Raw genomic sequence first — 20,525 nt, 5'->3', positions numbered from 1 at the left:
GTAAAAAAGTAACGAAATAATATACCCTTATTAGTTAACCTTAAAACCAGACCTTATGTAACAATAACCATCATCCTACGCAAAAAAAAGAAGCCTGCAATGTTTGCTGCATTACAAGCTTCGCTATTATGCCTGTATCTGTTACCTGGAAAGTGCGATGCAGGCAGTTGATTCAATAACTATTAAAACCAACACTGCGAATTTATGAAAAATTATACTTTTTCATTAGTTAACGCTATTGTCAAATTTTATGGAATTCCGATAATGTTTTTGCTCACTTCGATCGGTTCTTTAGCCAACACAAAGGAACCACACAAAGCCGCTACACCACCCACTAAAATTACAGGCAAAGTAGTTGCTGAAGATGGCTCGCCGATTGCCGGCGCCAATATTGTGATCAAAGGAAGCCTCAGAGGCTATTCAACCAACAAACAGGGCTTTTTTGAATTTGGTATAAATGATGAAGACCAGACGCTGGTAATTACGGCCATGGGCTTCGAAAAAAAGGAAGTGCTCATCGGCAGCGAAACCACCTTTGTAATTACCCTCAAACCCGATGTGGTTGGTTTGGATGATGTGGTGGTGATAGGTTATGGCTCACAAAAACGAAAAGATGTAAACAGTTCGATCTTTTCTATCAGGGCCGACGATTTCAAAAACCTTCCGCAAACCGGCATCGATCAGATGCTGCAGGGAAAAGCTTCGGGCGTAACAGTAACTCAAAACTCAGGAGCACCCGGCGGCGGTGTTTCGGTTAAAATACGTGGTATATCAACATTTGCCGGCACCGAACCTTTATACGTTATCGACGGCGTGCCCATGGATGGCAACAATAATAAAGACGCTATATCATTTGCAGGCGATGGCGAGTCGAATATGAGCGCGCTGAGTTTTTTAAATCCCAATGATATTTTATCGGTTGATATTTTGAAAGATGCTTCTGCTACTTCAATTTACGGTAACCGCGGCGCCAACGGCGTTATTATTGTAACCACCAAAAAAGGAAAGGCCGGCGATGGCAAAATTACCTTCGATGGATATTACGGCGTTTCAAAAATTAATAAATACCTCGACCTGCTCGATCTGAAAGGATATGCAGCCTATAAAAACAGCATAGCCGATTTCACCGGTCAGGAACGGCAGCCGCAGTTTAACAATATCGATCTGCTGGGATCGGGAACCAACTGGCAACGCGAAATATTTAAACCGGCCAACGTACAAAATTATCAGCTGGCTTTGTCGGGAGGCAAAACAGGTGTTACCTATTATATTTCCGGCAATTACTACGATCAGGAGGGCATTGTAATAGGCTCGGGTTTAAAACGCAAAACACTACGCATTAACCTCGATAACCAGGTGAAGCCCTGGTTAAAGCTGGGCATCAATGGAAGCTATGGCAGCACACAACAGGGCATTACCCTAACCAATAATGCCAACAACGGCTATGGCAATGTAATATCCATGGCCATTCAGCAATCGCCCGATGTGCCTGTACATAATCTCGACGGAAGTTATGGCGGGCCAAGCGATATTGCCGGGCTGGGCGCCATGAGCGGAGGTAACCCTGTGGCACAGGCGAACTCATGGATGACGCAGCTTACCAAAAATAAACTGCAAAGCAATGTGTACGGACAAACAACCTTTTTAAGAGATTTCACTTTTCGCAGTGATTTCGGTAGTGATTTGAACTGGAATACCGGCGATGCCTTTATGCCCACCTTCGCCTGGGGCCGGTCGATCAACAGCCTTAATACCTATAAAATACAGAACAGCAAAAGCACGTACTGGAACTGGAGAAATGTTTTGACCTGGCAAAGAAGACTGGGGAAGCATGATTTCAATATTATGGCGGGACAGGAATCGCAGAAAAGCGAATGGAACATCATTACTTCGTCACGATCGAAATTTGCATCGAACGATTTATACTCGTTAAGCCTCGGCGATCCATCAACCGCCAGCGCCATGCAAAGCGTAGGACAAAGCACACAGGAATCGTATTTCGGCCGTATCATTTATTCGTTCGATAACCGCTATTCTTTCACAGCCAATTTACGACGCGATCGTACCTCGAAATTCGCTCCCGGAAAACAGGTGGGCTATTTCCCCGGATTATCGGCCTCGTGGACTGTTTCGAATGAATCATTTTTTGAAGGCCTCAAAAGATCGGGCGTGATCGACTTAATAAAATTCCGAGGCGGGTATGGCGAAATTGGTAATCAGAACGTGCCAAATTACGTATACGGGTCAACGCTGAGCCCCGTATTTATCAACTCAACTGCTTTCGGAAGTGGCCTGGGACAATACATCAGCAATTATGAAAACCCCGATGTTACCTGGGAACATCAAACCCAAACCAACTTCGGGGTTGATATTGGTTTAGGCGGCCAGTTTAATATTACGCTCGACTGGTACAATAAAATATCAGATAAGTTTTTATTCTCAGCCACTTATCCCGCCTTTACCGGTATTGGTATTCCCAACAGCGGTACTGTAGGGATAGCAGCGCCCTATGTGAACTTTGGTAAAATGCAAAACAAAGGGTACGATATCAGCATCATGTACCGCACGCCAAAATCATTGCCATTCGTTTGGAAAAGCACGCTCATTTTATCACATTACGAAAACGTAGTGAAAGAGCTGAACAGTCAAACATCCAACATAACCCAAACCCTGGCTGTAAATGGCAACCCGCCAATTACCAAAACAGTTGTAGGACAACCGGTAGGTTTGTTCTATGGCTATGAAACAGCTGGTTTATTTCAAACAGTAGATCAGTTGTACAGTTCGGCCATTCGCCGCAATAATGCGATCGATGCAAAAACAGGAACTTATTTAGGCGACATTCAGTTCCGCGACCAGGATAAGAACGGTGTGATCGATGGCGACGATCGTGTTATCATTGGTAACCCCAATCCGAAATTTACCTATGGTTTTACCAACAACTTCAGCTTTAAAGATTTTGATGCTTCGGTATTTATAACCGGCAGCTACGGCAATGATATCTTCAACTATACCCGCATATGGGGCGAGGCCATGACCGCAACAGCCGGCAACCAGATGGCCAGCGTAAAGAACCGGTGGACGTTCGATAATATCAATACCACCATGCCCCGGTATGTAAACGGCGACCCCAATGAAAATTCAGGCATATCGAACCGGTTCATCGAAAATGGTTCGTACCTGCGTATACAAAATATAACGCTCGGGTACAACCTTTCTACTTTGATCAAAAGAAGGTTCAGCGCCATTGCCAGAATGAGGCTTTATGTAACGGTGCAAAACCTGCACACCTTTACCCGCTATTCAGGATATGATCCCGAAGTTGGTCCGCTTAATGGCAACGTTTTCCTCAATGGAATTGATATGGGCCGTTATCCCGTACCACGGACTTTCATCGGCGGTATAAACGTTGAGTTTTAAAAATATCCTATCCACTATAAAAAATTACTGATGAATAAGCATATTAAAAGAACAACCTGTGTTTTGGGAGCCGTGCTGGCTGTATCGGTGATGGCGGGCTGTAAAAAATCTTTCTTCGACGGAACACCAACCGGACAATATACAGTAGATAACTATTTTACTTCCACGGCCGAAGTTGAAGCCGCTACGGCGGCTTTATACGGCGCTCCCTGGTATAACTTTAACTGCACCTACAGCATGAGTATCGGCGATGTATACTCGGGTAATTCAACCGGCGACGCCAATGCTGCCATGATACAGTTTCAGAACATGAACGTTACCCAAAGCAACGAATACCTGTATAAAGGCTGGGCCTCGTTGTTTTCGGTAGTAGGGCAGGCCAATGCCAATATTAATAATATAAATAAAAACGCCTCAGTACTAAATACAGCTACCATCAATACCGCATTGGGTGAGTGTTATTTCATGCGGGCAGCCGCCTATTTTTATCTCGTAAGGAATTACGGCGCTGTACCTATTGTTGATGAAAAGGCCAACTTCAGTGTAAACTACCAGTTGCCCCGCCACATGGTAGCAGATGTATACAAGTTCATTATAAACGACCTGCAGTCGGCCGAAGTACTTTTACCGGTAAAAGGCGCTACGCCCGGCCGCTTATCGGCAGGGGCCGCCAAAGCGCTACTGGCTAAAGTGTATCTTACCAACGACGACTTTGCCAATGCCAAAGCCAAAGCATGGGAGCTCATCAGCAACGAAAGCACATACGGATATGGCTTAATGGATAATTATTCCGATCTTTTTTATACCCGCAATAACAACAACAAAGAATCGGTTTGGGCCCTGCAATGGAAAGCCAGCAATGCCGATGGCGCCTATGGCACCGGAAATGTTACGCAGGCTTATTGTGCCCCATACGGACAGGAGCTAACCGGCCAAAGCGATGGCTGGGGCAGTTTTAAACCAACCCTCGATTTGCAGAGAGACTCCATAGCCGGCGATTTAAGAAGAAAGCCCACTTATATGCGGCCGAATGATTATTATGCTGAGCTACTGCAGGCAAGAGGCGGCTATACCTATCCCGGGTGTAAATCAAGAACAGGCTCCAATGTAAAAAAATACGTGGTAGGCAATTTTGAAGACAATGCAGCTACCGGGGGCGTATACATGATGAGCACGGGTATTAATACCTACATGATCAGGTATGCCGATGTGTTGCTCACCTATGTTGAGGCCGTGATCGGTAACAATACCAGCACCACCGATGCAACCGCCATTCAGCAGTTTATGCGTATCAGAACCCGAGCCGGTTTAGGCGGTATTGCCGTAAGCAGTATTTCAACTGATGACCTGCTGCGTGAACGAAGGCTCGAGTTTGCCTTTGAAGGCCAGTACTGGTACGATATATTACGCCTGCCCCAGGATAAAGCGCTTACTAAATTGAGCAATATCGAAAGAGGCATGTATGACGGCTGGTGCGGAACTGGCTCCTTTACAACAAATAAAATAACAGTGACTGCCAACATGCTGCTGTTTCCGATACCGCAATCGGAAATAGACAGCGATCCCAAACTGAGCGAAGCTCCGGTACCTTATTATTAAACTAAAAACGGACGCATCATGAAAAAAGGCATTACAAGCTGCACCGTGCTTTGCCTGCTGACAGCTTTATTATATATCGGTTGTAAAAAAGATAAAACCGGTTCGCCCGCCAATTTAACGGTGAGCCCTGCATCGGCTCTTCCCGGCACATTTATAACCATTTCCGGAAGCGATATTCAGAATATTGAATCGATAAAATTCGATACAGCTACGGCTTCCTTCAGTTCGGTGTTCAATACATCAACAGACATTTTTACCGCTGTACCCACCGCTGCCCGTTATGGCGACCAGGTTATTACCATCACCAATAAATCTGGCGAAACAGCGCAGGTAAACTTTACAGTTATACAACCGGCCCCGGTTATTACCGGTTTTAATCCCGCCAATGCACCGGTGGGGGATACCGTAACAATAACCGGCAAAATGTTAACGGGAATCATATCAGTTTCCATCGGTTCTATACCCGCACAGGTAATTGATGCATCTTCGGCTTATCAAATAAAAATTATAGTACCGGCCGGGGCATCGTCGGGCCTGTTTAACATTGTAACACCCGGTGGCACGGCCACCAGCGCTTCGGTATTTACCGTAGGCGAAAGGGCCCTGCTGATAGCCGACTTCGATGGGGCCGGAATAAGGCCAAACGGCAGCAGCTGGTATTCATACGGCGATATAAATACGAAAACAGTAGCCAATGCCAATCCTGCTCCGCAGAACGGATACTTTTTAAAAGCTATTCCCAATACAACCAGTTCCAACGGTTACGCAGGTATCAGTACCTATGCGTTGGGTACAGGCACTGAAACATTCGGACTAACATCAACCAACGCCGCCACCACCTTGAAATTTGATGTGAACAATAATGGTAAAACCAGTACCTCTTTGCAGGTAATTGTACAGGAAAGCACTACCGACAACAGTTCGACCAATTTTGCAAAAACGGTAAGCATCAACGGTACCGGATGGAATACCATCAGCATACCGTTGTCGACCATGTTTAACAACTACGGAGGTGGCACGCTAACGCCAACGCCTGCGAATATTACAAAGGTGAAATTTCATTTCAGCGGGTATAACGGCGTGGCCATGGAAGCCAATATCGACAATATAAGATTTGCATATTAAGGTACAAGGCACAGGTTAATTCTCCTGTGAATGGTATCCGGATATCATTTGAAAATTAAAAGTTATTTCAATGAAACTGATAAATATATTATTTCCTGGTATGCTTGTGGCAGCAGCCTGTGCGGCTGGTTGCCAGAAAGGTATCAATGAACAGCAACCATCACAACCCGATACAGAACTGACCCTGCACAGTGCAGCGCCTTTTCCACTGGGCGTGGCAGTAGGGTATGATTCCATAATGGCAGACGGAGAATATTCCAAAACGGTATTATCGCAGTTCAGCAATGTTACCGCCGGCTACATTATGAAACACGGCGCTATTGTACAGAACAACGGCAGCTATAACTTTTCCAAAGCCGATGCTATGGTAAGCAAGGTTACCGCCGCGGGACTGGATGTTTACGGACATACGCTTTGCTGGCACGCGAACAACAATGGTAACTATTTAAGAAGTTTGCTCGCCCTGGCAGGCAGCGCCCCCAATAATCCCAGTTTGATTGTGAACGGAACCTTTGAAGCCGGCAGTGGCAGCAGTTTCAGCAACTGGAGCGTATGGAACGGAGGAACTTATGTAAGCGCTGGTACAGCAGCGGGTGAAATGTACGAAGGCAGCCGCTCGTTAAAAGCAGCGCCTGCAGCCAATGGTAACCCCTGGAATGTGCAGATCGTAAGTGATGCCATTACCATGACTTCGGGTACAGCCTATAAAGTTCGCTTTTACGCCAAAGCCGCCAATGCAGGTGGAAAATTCAGGTTGTCGAATAATGGCGGTACGGCGCAATATTCTGCAGATTATTTTCCCACTACCAACTGGGCAGCCTACGAATGGACCTTTACATCAAACAACACCAGCAAACGCATTTGCTTAGATATGGGCTACCTGGCCAATACGTATTATATCGACAGTGTGAGCGTAACGCTGGTGAGTCCGCCTGCCTCGGCCGCCACCTTTGCCGAACAGCAAAAGCGTATAGACACCACGCTGAATAACTTTATAACAGCAATGATCACCCGGTACAAGGATAATGTACATGCCTGGGATGTGGCCAACGAGGTGCTCGACGATAACGGCATTTTGCGTACCGGTACCAGCAGCAGCGATATTTTTTATTGGAGTGATTACCTCGGCGACCGGGCAACTGCCGGCGGCACGGCTATCACCAATGGCGACAGCTTACTGACCAAAGTGTTCAGGTATGCGCATGCCGCCGACCCCACCGCCAAATTATTTCTGAACGATTACGGGCACGAAACCAATCCGCGTAAAATGGATTCACTCATTGCCCTCGTGACCCGATTAAAAGCAAACGGAGTACCTATCGATGGCGTAGGGTTGCAAATGCATATGTCGTACCTGGCGCCCACTACCGGCATCGATAATGCATTGATGAAAATGGGACAGCTGGGATTACTGGTAAGGATCACAGAACTCGATATCAGTGTAAACCTCGGCAATCAAACTGATCCTGAAACCGCCAATTTTGTGGTGGGGGCAACGATGTTCCCCCAGCAGGCGGCCAAATATAAATATGTGGTTGAATCGTATTTCCGCAACATTCCACAGGCTCAACGTTATGGCATAACCGTTTGGGGTGTAAGCGACAGCGATTCATGGTTGCGTAACAGGCTGCCGTACCATACAAAAGATTACCCCTTGTTATGGGATGAGAACTATAATAAAAAGGAAGCATACAACGCATTTATAACCGGGTTGCAGTTGAAGTAACGACACAATTGATAATTCTTTTTTAAGGGGGTAATTATAATGCAATAACCTTGTGAAAAACACAACAGGAGGTCCCGTAGTCTTGCGGGACCTTATTCCTGTTGCCAGCGTATTGAAATTTGTTTGCTAAAGCGAAATAGTAAATAACTGTTATAAAACGATTACATGTATGCAATACATTTCTTATTTTCGATTTCTGAAATTGATTGAAAACTGCTTTGTAAGCGTAAAGAACGATCTGCTGCCATAATGAGAAGTTTTGACAATACCAGTGAAGACCTCTGGAAACAATTCCTGCCGGGCGACCATAATGCATTGGACGCCATTGTAAAAAAGCATTATAATTTACTGTATCAATACGGTTGTAAATTTACCCGCGATACCGGTTTGGTAAAAGACTGCATACAGGACCTGTTTTTATATTTATGGCAGAAAAGAAGCTCCATTAACGAAACCGCTTCTGTTGAACACTACCTCATGAAATCGTTGCGCCGCCGGCTCGAAAGGGCGCTTTCCAAAACTGCCGCATTTTCAAATGGCATCAGTCAGCTTGAGTTTGCCGACAGCGAAGCTACTGCCGACAATAAAATAATTCAGCAGGAACAAAGCAATGCCCTGGCTAATAAAGTAAAGAAAGCCATTGCAGGTCTTTCAAAACGGCAGCAGGAAATTATTTATCTGCGTTTTTACCTCAATGCCAGCCCCGCCGAAATTGCCGATATCATGCAGTTAAAACCGCAGTCGGTATACAACCTGCTGCACGATGCCCTGAACGAACTGCGCGACATTCCCGGCCTTTATTTTAAACCACTGATGGCGATTACTATAATATTATTAGTGCTTAGCCAATTATAAATTCAATGTCGTTTAGTTAGTTCCCGGCTCCGCCTTCCAATTGTAGTTTATCATTTTTTTATTACCCCTTAGCTACTTCCCGGTTACCCCAGAGCTACCCCTTGTTTGGGTTTAGATTACCAATATCCCGTACATATCCCGTATATATTCTGTACATGTCCCGTACATATTCCGTTCCTATATAAGTACAGGACATGTACAGGATATCTGCGACACAAAGACCGGTTAATTAGGTGACACAGGTAATGTAAGGGTAACGCAAAGGTTGCCTTTGAGTAAAGTCAGGGGTAAACAAGCAGTAAATGAAAGTGAGATTGAAATAAGCCTGTGAGTGAGATTGCGGGTGAATATGATAGCGAAAGATACAAAAAAAGCAGGAAGCAAAAAATCTGATGTAGGAAGTATGAAGTAAGTCAGAACCCGATTTTAGAATGTGGAAATGTAGAACAAAAAGGGCATTCGGCGTTGAACGTTCATTATTCGAAATTTTTTAAAAAAAACTTTTCAAAAAGCCAGTAGATTTTTCAATCTGCTGTGTATTGGTATTATTACGGGGTACAGCAACATTGTTGTACCTGCAACCTTAGCCTTTAAATGTAACAAATGAAAACACCGGAAATAAATAGCGTAGACGATTTACTGGCCAGTGGATTGTTCAGAAAATGGATTATTGAAAAAGATATAGAAGCTGAAATTTTCTGGAGCCAATGGATTAACGAAAACCCCGCGCGGCTTGAGTGGGTGGCTGCTGCCAAAGCTATTATTGAAGCGCTTACTGCCGGCACATCGGCCTTATCGGAAGAAGAAGTGAACAGCGAGGCGGCTTTAATACAACAGCGAATTGTAACGATAAATAAAGATCCGTATTCTATTGAAGAACCCGGATACCTGGAGAACAAGGACGGTTTGGAGCAACCTTCGAAGGGTATCCTTTTTTTAACACGTACCCGGCAAATAGTGGCGGTGGCTGCTTCGCTTTTGCTGATAGCAATAGCCGGTTTTTTCTTCTACCAGAAAAAACTGCCCGCTGCGCAGACCAACGCATATAAATCATTTCTGCAGGAAACGAAGAACAAAAGCTTCGAGTACAATAACAATTCCGATGGCGGGCAACGCATCGTGTTGTCAGACGGCAGTGAAGTAGTGCTTGAAAAGAACAGCCGTTTAACCTATGCGGCCAATTTTTCATCGGGAAAAAGAGAAGTATATCTCGAAGGCAATGCATTTTTTAACATCACCCGAAATCCTGCACGGCCTTTTATTGTGTATACGCAAACAATAGTTACCAAAGTATTGGGTACCAGTTTTTATGTAAAGGCCATGAGCAGCGAAGCCACCGCCAGTGTGGTGGTGAAAACGGGAAAAGTATCTGTTTTCAAAAGAGAAAATTTTACGAATACAGATGCCGGCTCATCAACCTTAAAAGGCATGCTGGTAACGCCTAATCAGCAGGTGGTATACGATATCAGCAATGAGCAAATGAGCAAATCGCTGGTTGAAAAACCGGTGATGGCCAAAGAAGCAACAACCAATTTTGAATTTGACGATACACCGGCCACCGAAGTATTTAAAAAGCTGCAGGATGCCTATGGTATTCCTATAGTAATGGATGAAGAAGTAATGACATCGTGCACTATATCTGCCTCGCTGGGTAATGAACCGTTTTACGAAAAGCTGCGCATTATTTGTAAGATCATCAATGCAGGCTATGAGGTTATCGATGGCAGTGTGATCATTAGTTCGAAAGGATGCTTAAAATAATAGGCAATAAGCAATAGACAACAGGCAAAAAGCAAGCACCAATAAATAAAATTATTTAACCAAAACTAAACCCACATGTAGTTACCCGATCCGGTACAAAAAAAAGGAAGCCTGTAATGTTGGCCCATTACAAGCCTCCCCGAATTACCTGTATCAGATACTATTCGCACAGTGCGATACGGGCCGTTGTTTTCAATTACTTAAAACCAACGATTGCAATTTATGAAAAATTATGCTTTTTCATTAGCGCTCGCCATTATGAAAATCTCCGCAATACCAATTCTGCTGCTTCTTACTTCATTTTGCGCCATAGCCGGCAATATGAAGGCGCAGGACGTATTATCGAAAAACGTAACCATTTCGGTGGTAAACAAAGAACTAAAGGCGGTTCTGAAAGATGTAAGTAAAATGACCGGCGCCCGTTTCCTCTACAGCCGGGAGATTATTCAGGCAGAACGCAGAATCTCTGTTTCCGTTAAAGACAAACCCCTGTCGGAATTTCTTACCCTTGTGCTCACACCGCTGCGCATCAGTTTTGAATTAGATAAGAACGGTTATATATTTCTCAATACTGCAGCAGCCCCAACAGCCTTTGCTGAACCGGTTGAAGAAACCGTTTCAATCAACGACGTACCCATGATGCCGCCCGGAAAAATTTCGGGCAAAGTGGTGTCGGAAGAAGGTGGTGCGCCGGTAGATGGTGCCACGGTGCTCATTAAAGGAACTTCAAAAATAGTAGCTACCAACAGGGAAGGATTGTTTGAACTAAGCATTAACGACAACGATAAAACGCTGGTGATCTCTGCCACCGGGTACGAAAAAAAGGAAATACCCATTGGCAGGGAAACCCGTTTTTTGATTCTGCTTAAACAGGTAGCCATTAGTCTTGATGAAGTAGTGGTAATTGGTTATGGTGTGCAAAAGCGAAAAGATGTAAACAGCTCTATTGTTTCCATAAAGGCCGAAGACCTTAAAAATCTTCCGCAAACCGGAGTTGATCAGATGCTGCAGGGTAAAGCATCCGGGGTATCGGTAACTCAAAACTCCGGTGCACCCGGTGGCGGTGTTTCGGTTAAAATTCGTGGTATATCAACCTTTGGCGGTACCGAACCTTTGTATGTTATCGACGGCGTACCTCTGAGCGGCAACAACAATAAAGACGCCATTTCTTTTGCCGGTGACGGTGAAACCAATATGAGCGCACTCGCCTTTTTAAATCCAAGCGATATATTATCTATTGATATTTTAAAAGATGCCTCCGCTACTTCTATTTATGGTAACCAGGGCGCCAATGGCGTTGTCATTATTACCACCAAAAAAGGAAAAGCCGGTGATGGTAAAATTACTTTCGATGCCTACAATGGCGTTTCCAAAATTTATAAATATCTCGACCTGCTCGATCTGAAAAGTTATGCAGCTTATAAAAATAGCATAGCCGATTTCACCGGAGTAGAACGCCAGCCCCAGTTCAATAATATCGACCTGTTGGGAAAAGGCACCGACTGGCAACGCGAGATATTTAAAAATGCGAAAGTTCAAAATTACCAGATGGCATTGTCGGGCGGCCGGCAGGGAAGCACCTACTATATTTCGGGCAATTATTATAACCAGGAGGGTATAGTGATCGGATCGGGGTTAAAACGCAAAACAGTACGCGTAAACCTCGATAACCAGGTAAAGCCCTGGCTGAAGCTGGGTATCAATGGCAGTTACAGCAGCACCAATCAGGCAATTACCCTAACCAATAATGCCAACAACAACTATGGTAATGTAATTGCGATGGCCATTCAGCAATCGCCCGATGTGCCCGTGCATAATATCGATGGAACATTTGGCGGACCAAGCGACATAGAAGGATTAGGCGCCATGAGCGGAGGCAACCCCGTAGCACAGGCTACCACCTGGCATACACAGCTTACCAAAAACAAATTGCAAAGCAATGTATATGGCCAAACGACCTTTTTAAGAGATTTTACATTCCGCAGCGATTTCGGAAGTGATCTGAACTGGAATACGAGCGATGCCTTTATGCCCACCTTTGCCTGGGGCCGTTCAATCAACAGTCTTAACTCATATAAAGTACAAACCAATAAAAGCACCTACTGGAACTGGCGAAATGTGCTCACCTTTCAAAGAAAATTTCAGTTACACGATCTTACCGTAATGGTAGGACAGGAAGCGCTGAAAAATGAATGGAATATTGTTACTTCGGCCCGTTCAAAATTTGCTTCTAACGACTTGTACTCATTAAGTCTTGGCGACCCGTCAACTGCCAGCGCCACCCAAAACATTGGTCAGTCAACCCAGGAGTCTTATTTCAGCCGTATCATTTATTCGTTCGATAACCGGTATTCATTTACCGCCAATATACGACGTGACCGCACCTCGAAATTTGCACCCGGTAAACAGATAGGCTGGTTCCCCGGTATTGCAGCCTCGTGGACAGTATCAAACGAAAAATTCTTTGAACCGGTGAAGCTGGTCGACTATCTGAAATTCAGGGTAGGATATGGTGAAATAGGTAATCAGAATGTTCCAAATTACGTATATGGCTCAGCGCTAAGCCCCGTATTCATCAACTCCACTGCCTTTGGCGCCGGTTTGGGACAGTACATAAGCAATTATGAAAATCCCGATGTAACCTGGGAACACCAGGCGCAAACCAACTTCGGTATCGACATAGGTATTGCCAAACAATTTGAAGTCACCGTTGACTTGTATAATAAAATCTCTGATAAATTCTTATTCGCGGCAACTTACCCCGCGTTCACCGGTACCGGCATACCCAACAGCGGTACACTGGGCATGGCTGCTCCCTGGGTAAACTTTGGTAAAATGCAAAACAAAGGGTACGACATCAGCATAGTTTATCACACGCCAAAAAATACAGTATTCGGCTGGAAAAGCACCCTTGTATTTTCGCATTACCAGAATACCGTTAAAGAACTCAACAGCCAAACTTCAAACATAACGCAAACGCTGTCGGTAAACGGTAACCCACCTATTACCAAAACTGTAGTGGGCCAGCCGGTTGGTTTATTTTATGGATACGAAATGGTGGGCCTGTTTCAAACACCCGATCAGTTATATGCATCAGCTATTCGCACCAATAATGCGCGCGATGCCAAAACAGGTACTTATCTGGGCGATATTCAGTTCCGCGACCAGGATAAAAACGGGGTAATAGATGGCGACGACCGCGTGATCATCGGTAATCCAAATCCGAAATTCACATTCGGCTTCACCAACAACTTCAATTATAAAAACTTTGATGCCAGTATATTTTTAACCGGCACCTATGGCAACGATATCTTTAACTATACACGCGTTTGGGGCGAGGCCATGACCGCAACGGCCGGCAACCAGATGGCCAGTGTAAAGAACCGGTGGACATTTGAGAACATCAATACCAGTATGCCCCGTTATGCAAACGGCGATCCCAATGACAATGCAGGCATATCGAACCGGTTTATAGAAGACGGGTCATACCTGCGCATTCAGAATATTACGCTCGGATATAATCTTTCTACATTAATGAGAGGACGTTTCAAAGCCATCTCACGCCTGCGGGTATATATGTCGGTACAAAACCTGCACACATTTACCCATTACTCGGGTTATGATCCTGAAGTTGGGCCGGTGAACGGCAATATATTCCTGAATGGTATCGACCTGGGGCGCTATCCTGTTCCACGAACCATTACAGGCGGTATAAATGTTGAGTTTTAAATATCCTTAGCCACTTAAAAATATTACGAATGAAGAGGAATTTCAAAAATACAACCCGTGTTCTGGGAGTAGTGATGGCGCTATCGGTGATGGCTGGCTGTAAAAAATCATTCTTCAACGGAACACCAACCGGACAATATACGGTAGATAATTATTTTACTTCTACAGCAGAAGTGGAGGCAGCCACAGCAGTCTTATACGGCGCTCCCTGGTTTAACTTCAACTGTACCTATAGCATGAGCATTGGCGATGTATATTCAGGCAATTCAACCGGTGATGCCAATGCCGCAATGATACAGTTTCAGAACATGAACGTTACCCAAAGCAACGAATACCTTTACAAAGGCTGGGCGTCGCTGTATTCGGTGGTAGGCCAGGCCAATGCCATCATAAAAAATGTAAATAAAAATGCATCGATGCTCAGTGCCGCCACCGTTACTACTGCATTGGGCGAATGTTATTTCATGAGGGCGGCCGCTTATTTTTATCTCGTAAGAAATTACGGCGCTGTTCCTATTATTGATGAAAATGCCGACTTCACTGTAAACTACCAGTTGCCGCGGCATATCGTTTCCGACGTATACAAATTCATTATAAACGACCTGCAACTGGCCGAAAAGGCGCTGCCTGTTAAGGCATCCGTTCCGGGACGCGTTTCAGCCGGTGCTGCCAAAGCCCTGCTGGCAAAAGTGTATTTAACGATCGACGACTTTACCAATGCCAAAACCAAAGCCTGGGAAGTGATCAGCAACGAAAGCACATACGGCTACGGGTTAATGGATAGTTATGCCGATCTTTTTTATACCCGCAATAACAACAATAAAGAATCGCTGTGGGCGCTGCAATGGAAGGCCAGCAATGCCGACGGCGCCTACGGAACCGGTAATGTTACGCAGGCCTATTGCGCACCTTACGGACAGGAACTTACCGGGTCAAGCGACGGATGGGGCAGCTTTAAGCCAAGCATTGATTTGCAAAGCGACTCAATAGCCGGTGATCTGAGAAGAAAGCCTACCTATATGCGCGCAGGTGATTATTATGCCGAACTGCTGCAGGCAAGAGGCGGTTACACCTATCCTTCGTGCAAATCAAAAACCGGCGCCAATGTAAAGAAATACGTAGTGGGCAATTATGAAGACAATGCCGCTACCGGGGGCGTATACATGATGAGCACAGGAATTAATACCTATATGATCAGGTATTCCGATGTACTGCTTACTTATGTTGAAGCCGTGATCGGCAACAATACATCAACCACCGATGCCACCGCCATACAACAATTTTTGCGGGTTAGAACAAGGGCCGGACTGGGAGGTATTCCGGTAACCAGCATCAGTACAACTGATTTGTTAAGAGAACGAAGACTGGAGTTTGCCTTTGAAGGACAGTTCTGGTACGATGTGCTGCGTTTGCCGCAGGATCAGGCGCTTACCAAATTAAGCAATATCGAAAGAGGATTGTACGTAGGATGGTGCGGAGGCGGTGCGGTGGTTTCGAGCAAAGTGAATGTAACCGCTGCCATGCTGCTGTTCCCGGTTCCGCAATCAGAAATAGACAGCGATCCAAAACTGGCCGAAACACCGGTGCCTTATTATTAACCCGAAAATTTGTGCCATCATGAAAAAATGTATTGCGAGTTGTACAGTAATCTGGTTACTGGCAACTATACTATATACCGGTTGTAAAAAAGATACAACCGGTACGCTCAATAACCTCAGCGTTAATCCCGGCTCGGCATTGCCCGAAACGTTTATCACCATCAGCGGTCAGAATATGGATGATATTGTATCAATTAAATTCGATACAACCACCGGGTCGTTCAGCTCGGTATTCAATACGAGTTCCGCTATTTTTACTTCGGTGCCAACCAATGCAAAATATGGCGATCAGATAATAACTCTTACCAACCGGTCGGGGCAAATTGCCACTGTAAATTTTACAGTAATACAACCGGCGCCTGTTATTTCGAGCTTTAACCCGAGCAATGCGCCCGAAGGCGATACCGTAACCATTACCGGTAAATTGTTCACCAATATAAAATCAGTACTCATTGGAAGCACTGCGGCAAAAATCGTAGACTCATCGAGCCGCACGCAGATCAAAATTGTGATACCAACAGGTGCCTCATCGGGTTTGTTAAGTATTATAACGGCAGGTGGCACCGCCTACAGCGCTTCATTGCTTACAGTAGGTGAAAGAGCTTTGCTGGTAGCCGATTTTGATGGAGCAGGCGTAAGACCCAATGGCAGCTCATGGTATTCGTACGGTGATATGGATACGAAAACCGTAACCAATACCAATCCCGATCCCAAAAACGGTTATTTTCTGAAGGCCTATCCCAAAACCACCAGCACCAGCGGGTTTGCCGGTATTAGCACCTATACCGTAGGAACCGCAACAGAAGTATTAGGATTAACATCAACTACCGCTGCCACCAAATTAAAATTCGATGTAAACAATAATGGCAAAACAGCCACTCAGTTGCAGGTGATTGTGCAGGAAACCACAACCGATAATAATACCAACAATTACGCAAAAACAGTAAGCATTAACGGTACGGGCTGGAATACCATTACAATTCCGCTAACGGAAATGTTCAACAACTACGGAGGCGGTACAGCCAATCCCACACCGGCCAATATTACCAAAGTGAAATTTCACTTCAGCGGTTATAGTGGAGTGTCGATGGAAGCCAATATTGACAATGTACGGTTTGCCTATTAAGAACCTAAAAAGTTATTTACATGAAACTCATCAACATATTATGGCCTGGTTTGCTGGCAACGGCAGTATGTACAACAGCCTGTCAGAAAAATATTAACTATGACCCGCAAACCGTAAAGGCTGATACGGCACTCACTTTAAAATCGGCGGCACCATTTGCATTGGGTGTTGGGGTCGATTACGACTCGCTCATGGCCAATGGCATGTATACATCAACGGTATTATCGCAATTCGCCAATGTAACGCCCGGTTATGTTATGAAGCATGGCGCTATCGTACAGGCCAACGGCTCTTACAATTTTGCTAAGGCCGATGCCATGGTAAACCTGGTTACAGGCGCCGGTTTGGGTGTATACGGCCATACGCTTTGCTGGTATATGAACAACAATGGTACTTATTTAAGAAGTTTACTTGCCCAGGCTGGCTCCACACCGCCCGCTAACCCAAGCCTGATTGCAAACGGTACTTTTGAAGCCGGCAGCGGCAACAGTTTCACCAACTGGAGCGTTTGGAATGGTTCATCCTACGTTACGGCCGGAACCGCTACCGGCGAAATGTACGAAGGCAGCCGTTCGCTGAAAGCAGCGCCAACAGCAGCTGGTAACCCCTGGAATGTGCAGGTCGTAAGCGATGCCATTACCATGACATCGGGAACTACTTATAAAGTTCGTTTTTACGCTAAATGCGCCACTGCCGGTGGTAAATTCAGGTTGTCGAACAATGGTGGTACTGCTCAATATTCAGCCGATTATTATCCAACAACCAGTTGGGCGGCTTATGAATGGTCGTTTACTTCAAACTACACCAGCAAACGCGTGGTGTTCGACATGGGCTATCTGGCCAATACCTATTATATCGATAGCGTTAGCGTAACGCTGGCCAATCCGCCCGCTTCGGCGGCTTCCTTTGCCGAAATGCAATTACGTATCGATACCACCTTAAAGAATTTTATCACTACCATGGTTACCCGGTATAAAGATAAAGTGCATGCCTGGGATGTGATCAACGAACCGGTTGATGAAAACGGCCTGCTGAGAACAGGCACCAGCACCGGTGATGGATTTTACTGGGGCGATTACCTGGGCGACAGGGATGCGAGCGGCAACCTGCTTAGCAATGGCGATAGTATGATTGCCAAAGCCTTCCGCTATGCGCATGCGGCCGACCCAACCGCCAAATTGTTCCTGAACGATTATAACCACGAAACCAATGCGCGTAAGATGGATTCGTTAATAGCCATCGTTACCCGCTTACGGGCAAACGGCGTACCCATCGATGGCGTAGGTCTGCAAATGCATATGTCGTACCTTGTTCCAACTACCGGTATCGATAACGCGCTGATGCGAATGGGGCGGCTGGGTATACTGGTAAAGATCAGCGAGCTGGATATGAGTGTGAACCTCGGCAGTCAAACCGATCCTGAAACAGCCAATTTTGTATTGGAGCCAACCATGTTCCCGCAACAGGCCGCCAAATACAGGTACGTGGCAGAATCATATTTCCGCAATATTCCCGAAGCGCAGCGATATGGTATAACTATTTGGGGTGTTAGCGACAAAGATTCGTGGTTGCGAAACAGGTTGCCTTATCATACCAAAGATTATCCTTTGTTGTGGGATGAAAGCTATAACAAAAAACAGGCATATACTGAGTTTATAACCGGATTACAATTGAAATAATAAAATAGGCTCGCGCGAAGTCAGGGTTACAGGTTTCAGGTTCCAGGTTACAGGGTCCCTTATGCGGCAGCATTCAACCTTGTGACGTGTAACTTGTAACCTGTAACTGTATTTTGCGCTTTAGCGCCTTTGCGCGAATTTAGTGTTTCGAAAACGTTTGCCTATGATCAAAAAATCAGTGTATCGGGCACTTATATTTCTGTTGCCTGTAATACAATCTGTATCTGCCCAGGTAAAAGTTACCAACCCCGTTCTGGCAGGCTTTTATCCCGATCCCAGCATTTGCCGTGTTGGAAATGATTATTATCTCGTCAACAGCTCCTTTGCCTATTACCCCGGTTTGCCTTTGTTTCATAGTAATGATCTTGTAAACTGGAAGCAGATAGGTTTTGCCATGAACCGGCCCGAACAACTCGATCTGGATGGGGCAGGCGTGTCGCGCGGATTGTTTGCGCCTGCCATTCGTTATTTCAAAGGCACCTATTACATAACCTGTACGCTGGTTGAAAAAGGCGGCAATTTTATAATAACAGCCCGTGATCCCAAAGGGCCCTGGAGCAATCCCATCTGGCTGCCGGCAGTGCAGGGTATCGATCCTTCTTTATTCTTCGACGACGATGGAAAATTATACATCGTATATAACAGTGAAGCGCCCGATAATAAACCATTGTATGAGGGCCATCGTACCATTCGTATGTACGAGCTGGATATAAACACCTTTCAACCAAAAGGTGAGCGAAAATTACTGGTAAACGGCGGATCAGATATTTCGAAAAAACCGATCTGGATCGAAGGCCCGCATCTATATAAATACAAAGGATTTTATTACCTGATGTGCGCCGAAGGCGGAACCGAGTTCAATCATTCGGAAGTTGTTTTCAGAAGCAAAAAGGTCGAAGGTCCGTTTGAGTCTTATACAGGTAATCCCATTCTTACACAACGCCATTTTGATCCCAACAGGAAAAAACCGGTTACTTCAACAGGTCATGCCGACCTTGTAGCCAAAAGCGACGGCACCTGGTATGCGGTATTTCTGGGCTGCCGTCCTTATAAAGATGATTATTACAATACCGGTCGCGAAACGTTTATGGCGCCGGTTGAATGGAAAGATGGATGGCCGGTGATTCTTTCGGGAAATGATGCAGTTCCTGCTTCATTTGATATGCCCGGAGCAACCAGTAAAAGCGATGCGCAATTCAATGGTAAATATTTGTTCAAAGATGAGTTTAAAAGCGTTGAGTTAAGTCCGCGCTACCAGTTTTTACGAACAGTGCGCGAACCCTGGTATCATGTAAACAATGTAACCGGTTCCCTGACCGTTAACCTGAAACCTGCCACCTGCAGCGATAAAGAAAATCCGGCGTTCATTGGTTTCAGACAATCGCATCAGAAAGGTTATGGCGCTGCTGCAGTAACGTTTACCCCTGCCGGTGAAAATGAAAAAGCCGGCTTGCTGATCTTTCAGAACGAAAATCATTATTACCTGCTGTGCCAGTCGCTTCAGGACAACCAGCCGGTTGTGCAATTATATAAAGGGCCGGGCAAAGAAAATGCCGGTAAGCAACCCGAATTGCTGGCTACACAAAAAATACAAACCAACAGTCGCTCGCCATTGCAACTGAAGATTGCGGCCAATGGTGGCTCTTATTCATTCTTTTATAACGATAATAACAAAGGATGGAAGCTTTTAAAGGGAAATGTAGATGCTACGTTTCTGAGCACCCATTCAGCCGGTGGTTTTGTAGGTTGTATGTATGCCATGTATACCACTTCTAACGGAAATCCTACCACTAACAAGGCTGTATTTAACTGGTTCGAAAGTAAGAGCGAAGATGAGTAAATAGTCCGGAAGTCCGATAGACCGAAAGTCAGAAAGTCCGAAAGAAAGTCTCCAAAAAATGAGCTTC

11 protein-coding genes are annotated in these 20,525 nt (G+C 45.3%); all 11 read left to right on the top strand.

The window, feature by feature from the left end; translation table 11 throughout:
- Positions 1-204 precede the first annotated feature (204 nt).
- The 11 genes from AC59IL_RS00705 (at position 205) to AC59IL_RS00655 (ending at position 20,458) form a co-directional block, all read left to right on the top strand.
- Positions 205-3,420, top strand: coding sequence for a SusC/RagA family TonB-linked outer membrane protein (locus AC59IL_RS00705; protein ID WP_496550139.1), 3,216 nt, complete (start codon positions 205-207; stop codon positions 3,418-3,420).
- A gap of 30 nt (positions 3,421-3,450) precedes the next feature.
- Positions 3,451-5,019: a RagB/SusD family nutrient uptake outer membrane protein gene (locus tag AC59IL_RS00700; RefSeq protein ID WP_496550138.1), complete on the top strand. Its 1,569-nt coding sequence runs from the start codon at positions 3,451-3,453 to the stop codon at positions 5,017-5,019.
- Between the two features lie 18 nt (positions 5,020-5,037).
- Positions 5,038-6,144 (top strand): glycan-binding surface protein, encoded by a 1,107-nt coding sequence (locus tag AC59IL_RS00695; protein ID WP_496550137.1) that lies wholly within the window; start codon positions 5,038-5,040, stop codon positions 6,142-6,144.
- Positions 6,145-6,214: 70 nt separating this feature from the next.
- Positions 6,215-7,870, top strand: coding sequence for an endo-1,4-beta-xylanase (locus tag AC59IL_RS00690; RefSeq protein WP_496550136.1), 1,656 nt, complete (start codon positions 6,215-6,217; stop codon positions 7,868-7,870).
- Between the two features lie 249 nt (positions 7,871-8,119).
- Positions 8,120-8,725, top strand: a complete 606-nt coding sequence (locus AC59IL_RS00685; RefSeq protein WP_496550135.1) for an RNA polymerase sigma factor — start codon at positions 8,120-8,122, stop codon at positions 8,723-8,725.
- Between the two features lie 603 nt (positions 8,726-9,328).
- Positions 9,329-10,486 carry a FecR family protein gene (locus AC59IL_RS00680; protein ID WP_496550134.1) on the top strand — a complete coding sequence of 386 codons (1,158 nt, stop codon included), beginning with the start codon at positions 9,329-9,331 and terminating at the stop codon, positions 10,484-10,486.
- Positions 10,487-10,708: 222 nt separating this feature from the next.
- Positions 10,709-14,215: a SusC/RagA family TonB-linked outer membrane protein gene (locus tag AC59IL_RS00675; RefSeq protein ID WP_496550133.1), complete on the top strand. Its 3,507-nt coding sequence runs from the start codon at positions 10,709-10,711 to the stop codon at positions 14,213-14,215.
- Positions 14,216-14,244: 29 nt separating this feature from the next.
- Complete coding sequence (locus tag AC59IL_RS00670) at positions 14,245-15,813, top strand: RagB/SusD family nutrient uptake outer membrane protein (RefSeq protein ID WP_496550132.1); 1,569 nt, start codon at positions 14,245-14,247, stop codon at positions 15,811-15,813.
- A gap of 19 nt (positions 15,814-15,832) precedes the next feature.
- The gene (locus AC59IL_RS00665) at positions 15,833-16,939 is read left to right on the top strand and encodes a glycan-binding surface protein (RefSeq protein ID WP_496550131.1); all 1,107 of its coding nucleotides are present in this window, start codon (positions 15,833-15,835) and stop codon (positions 16,937-16,939) included.
- 20 nt (positions 16,940-16,959) lie between these two features.
- Positions 16,960-18,618 carry an endo-1,4-beta-xylanase gene (locus tag AC59IL_RS00660; RefSeq protein ID WP_496550130.1) on the top strand — a complete coding sequence of 553 codons (1,659 nt, stop codon included), beginning with the start codon at positions 16,960-16,962 and terminating at the stop codon, positions 18,616-18,618.
- A gap of 163 nt (positions 18,619-18,781) precedes the next feature.
- Entirely contained in the window at positions 18,782-20,458 is a 1,677-nt protein-coding gene (locus AC59IL_RS00655; protein WP_496550129.1) for a glycoside hydrolase family 43 protein, read from the top strand.
- The last annotated feature ends 67 nt before the right edge of the window (positions 20,459-20,525 follow it).

The organism is Niastella sp. sgz303648 (genome assembly GCF_059587045.1).
Note: the sequence above shows the minus strand (reverse complement) of the source record. Positions and strands in the feature narration are given on the sequence as shown.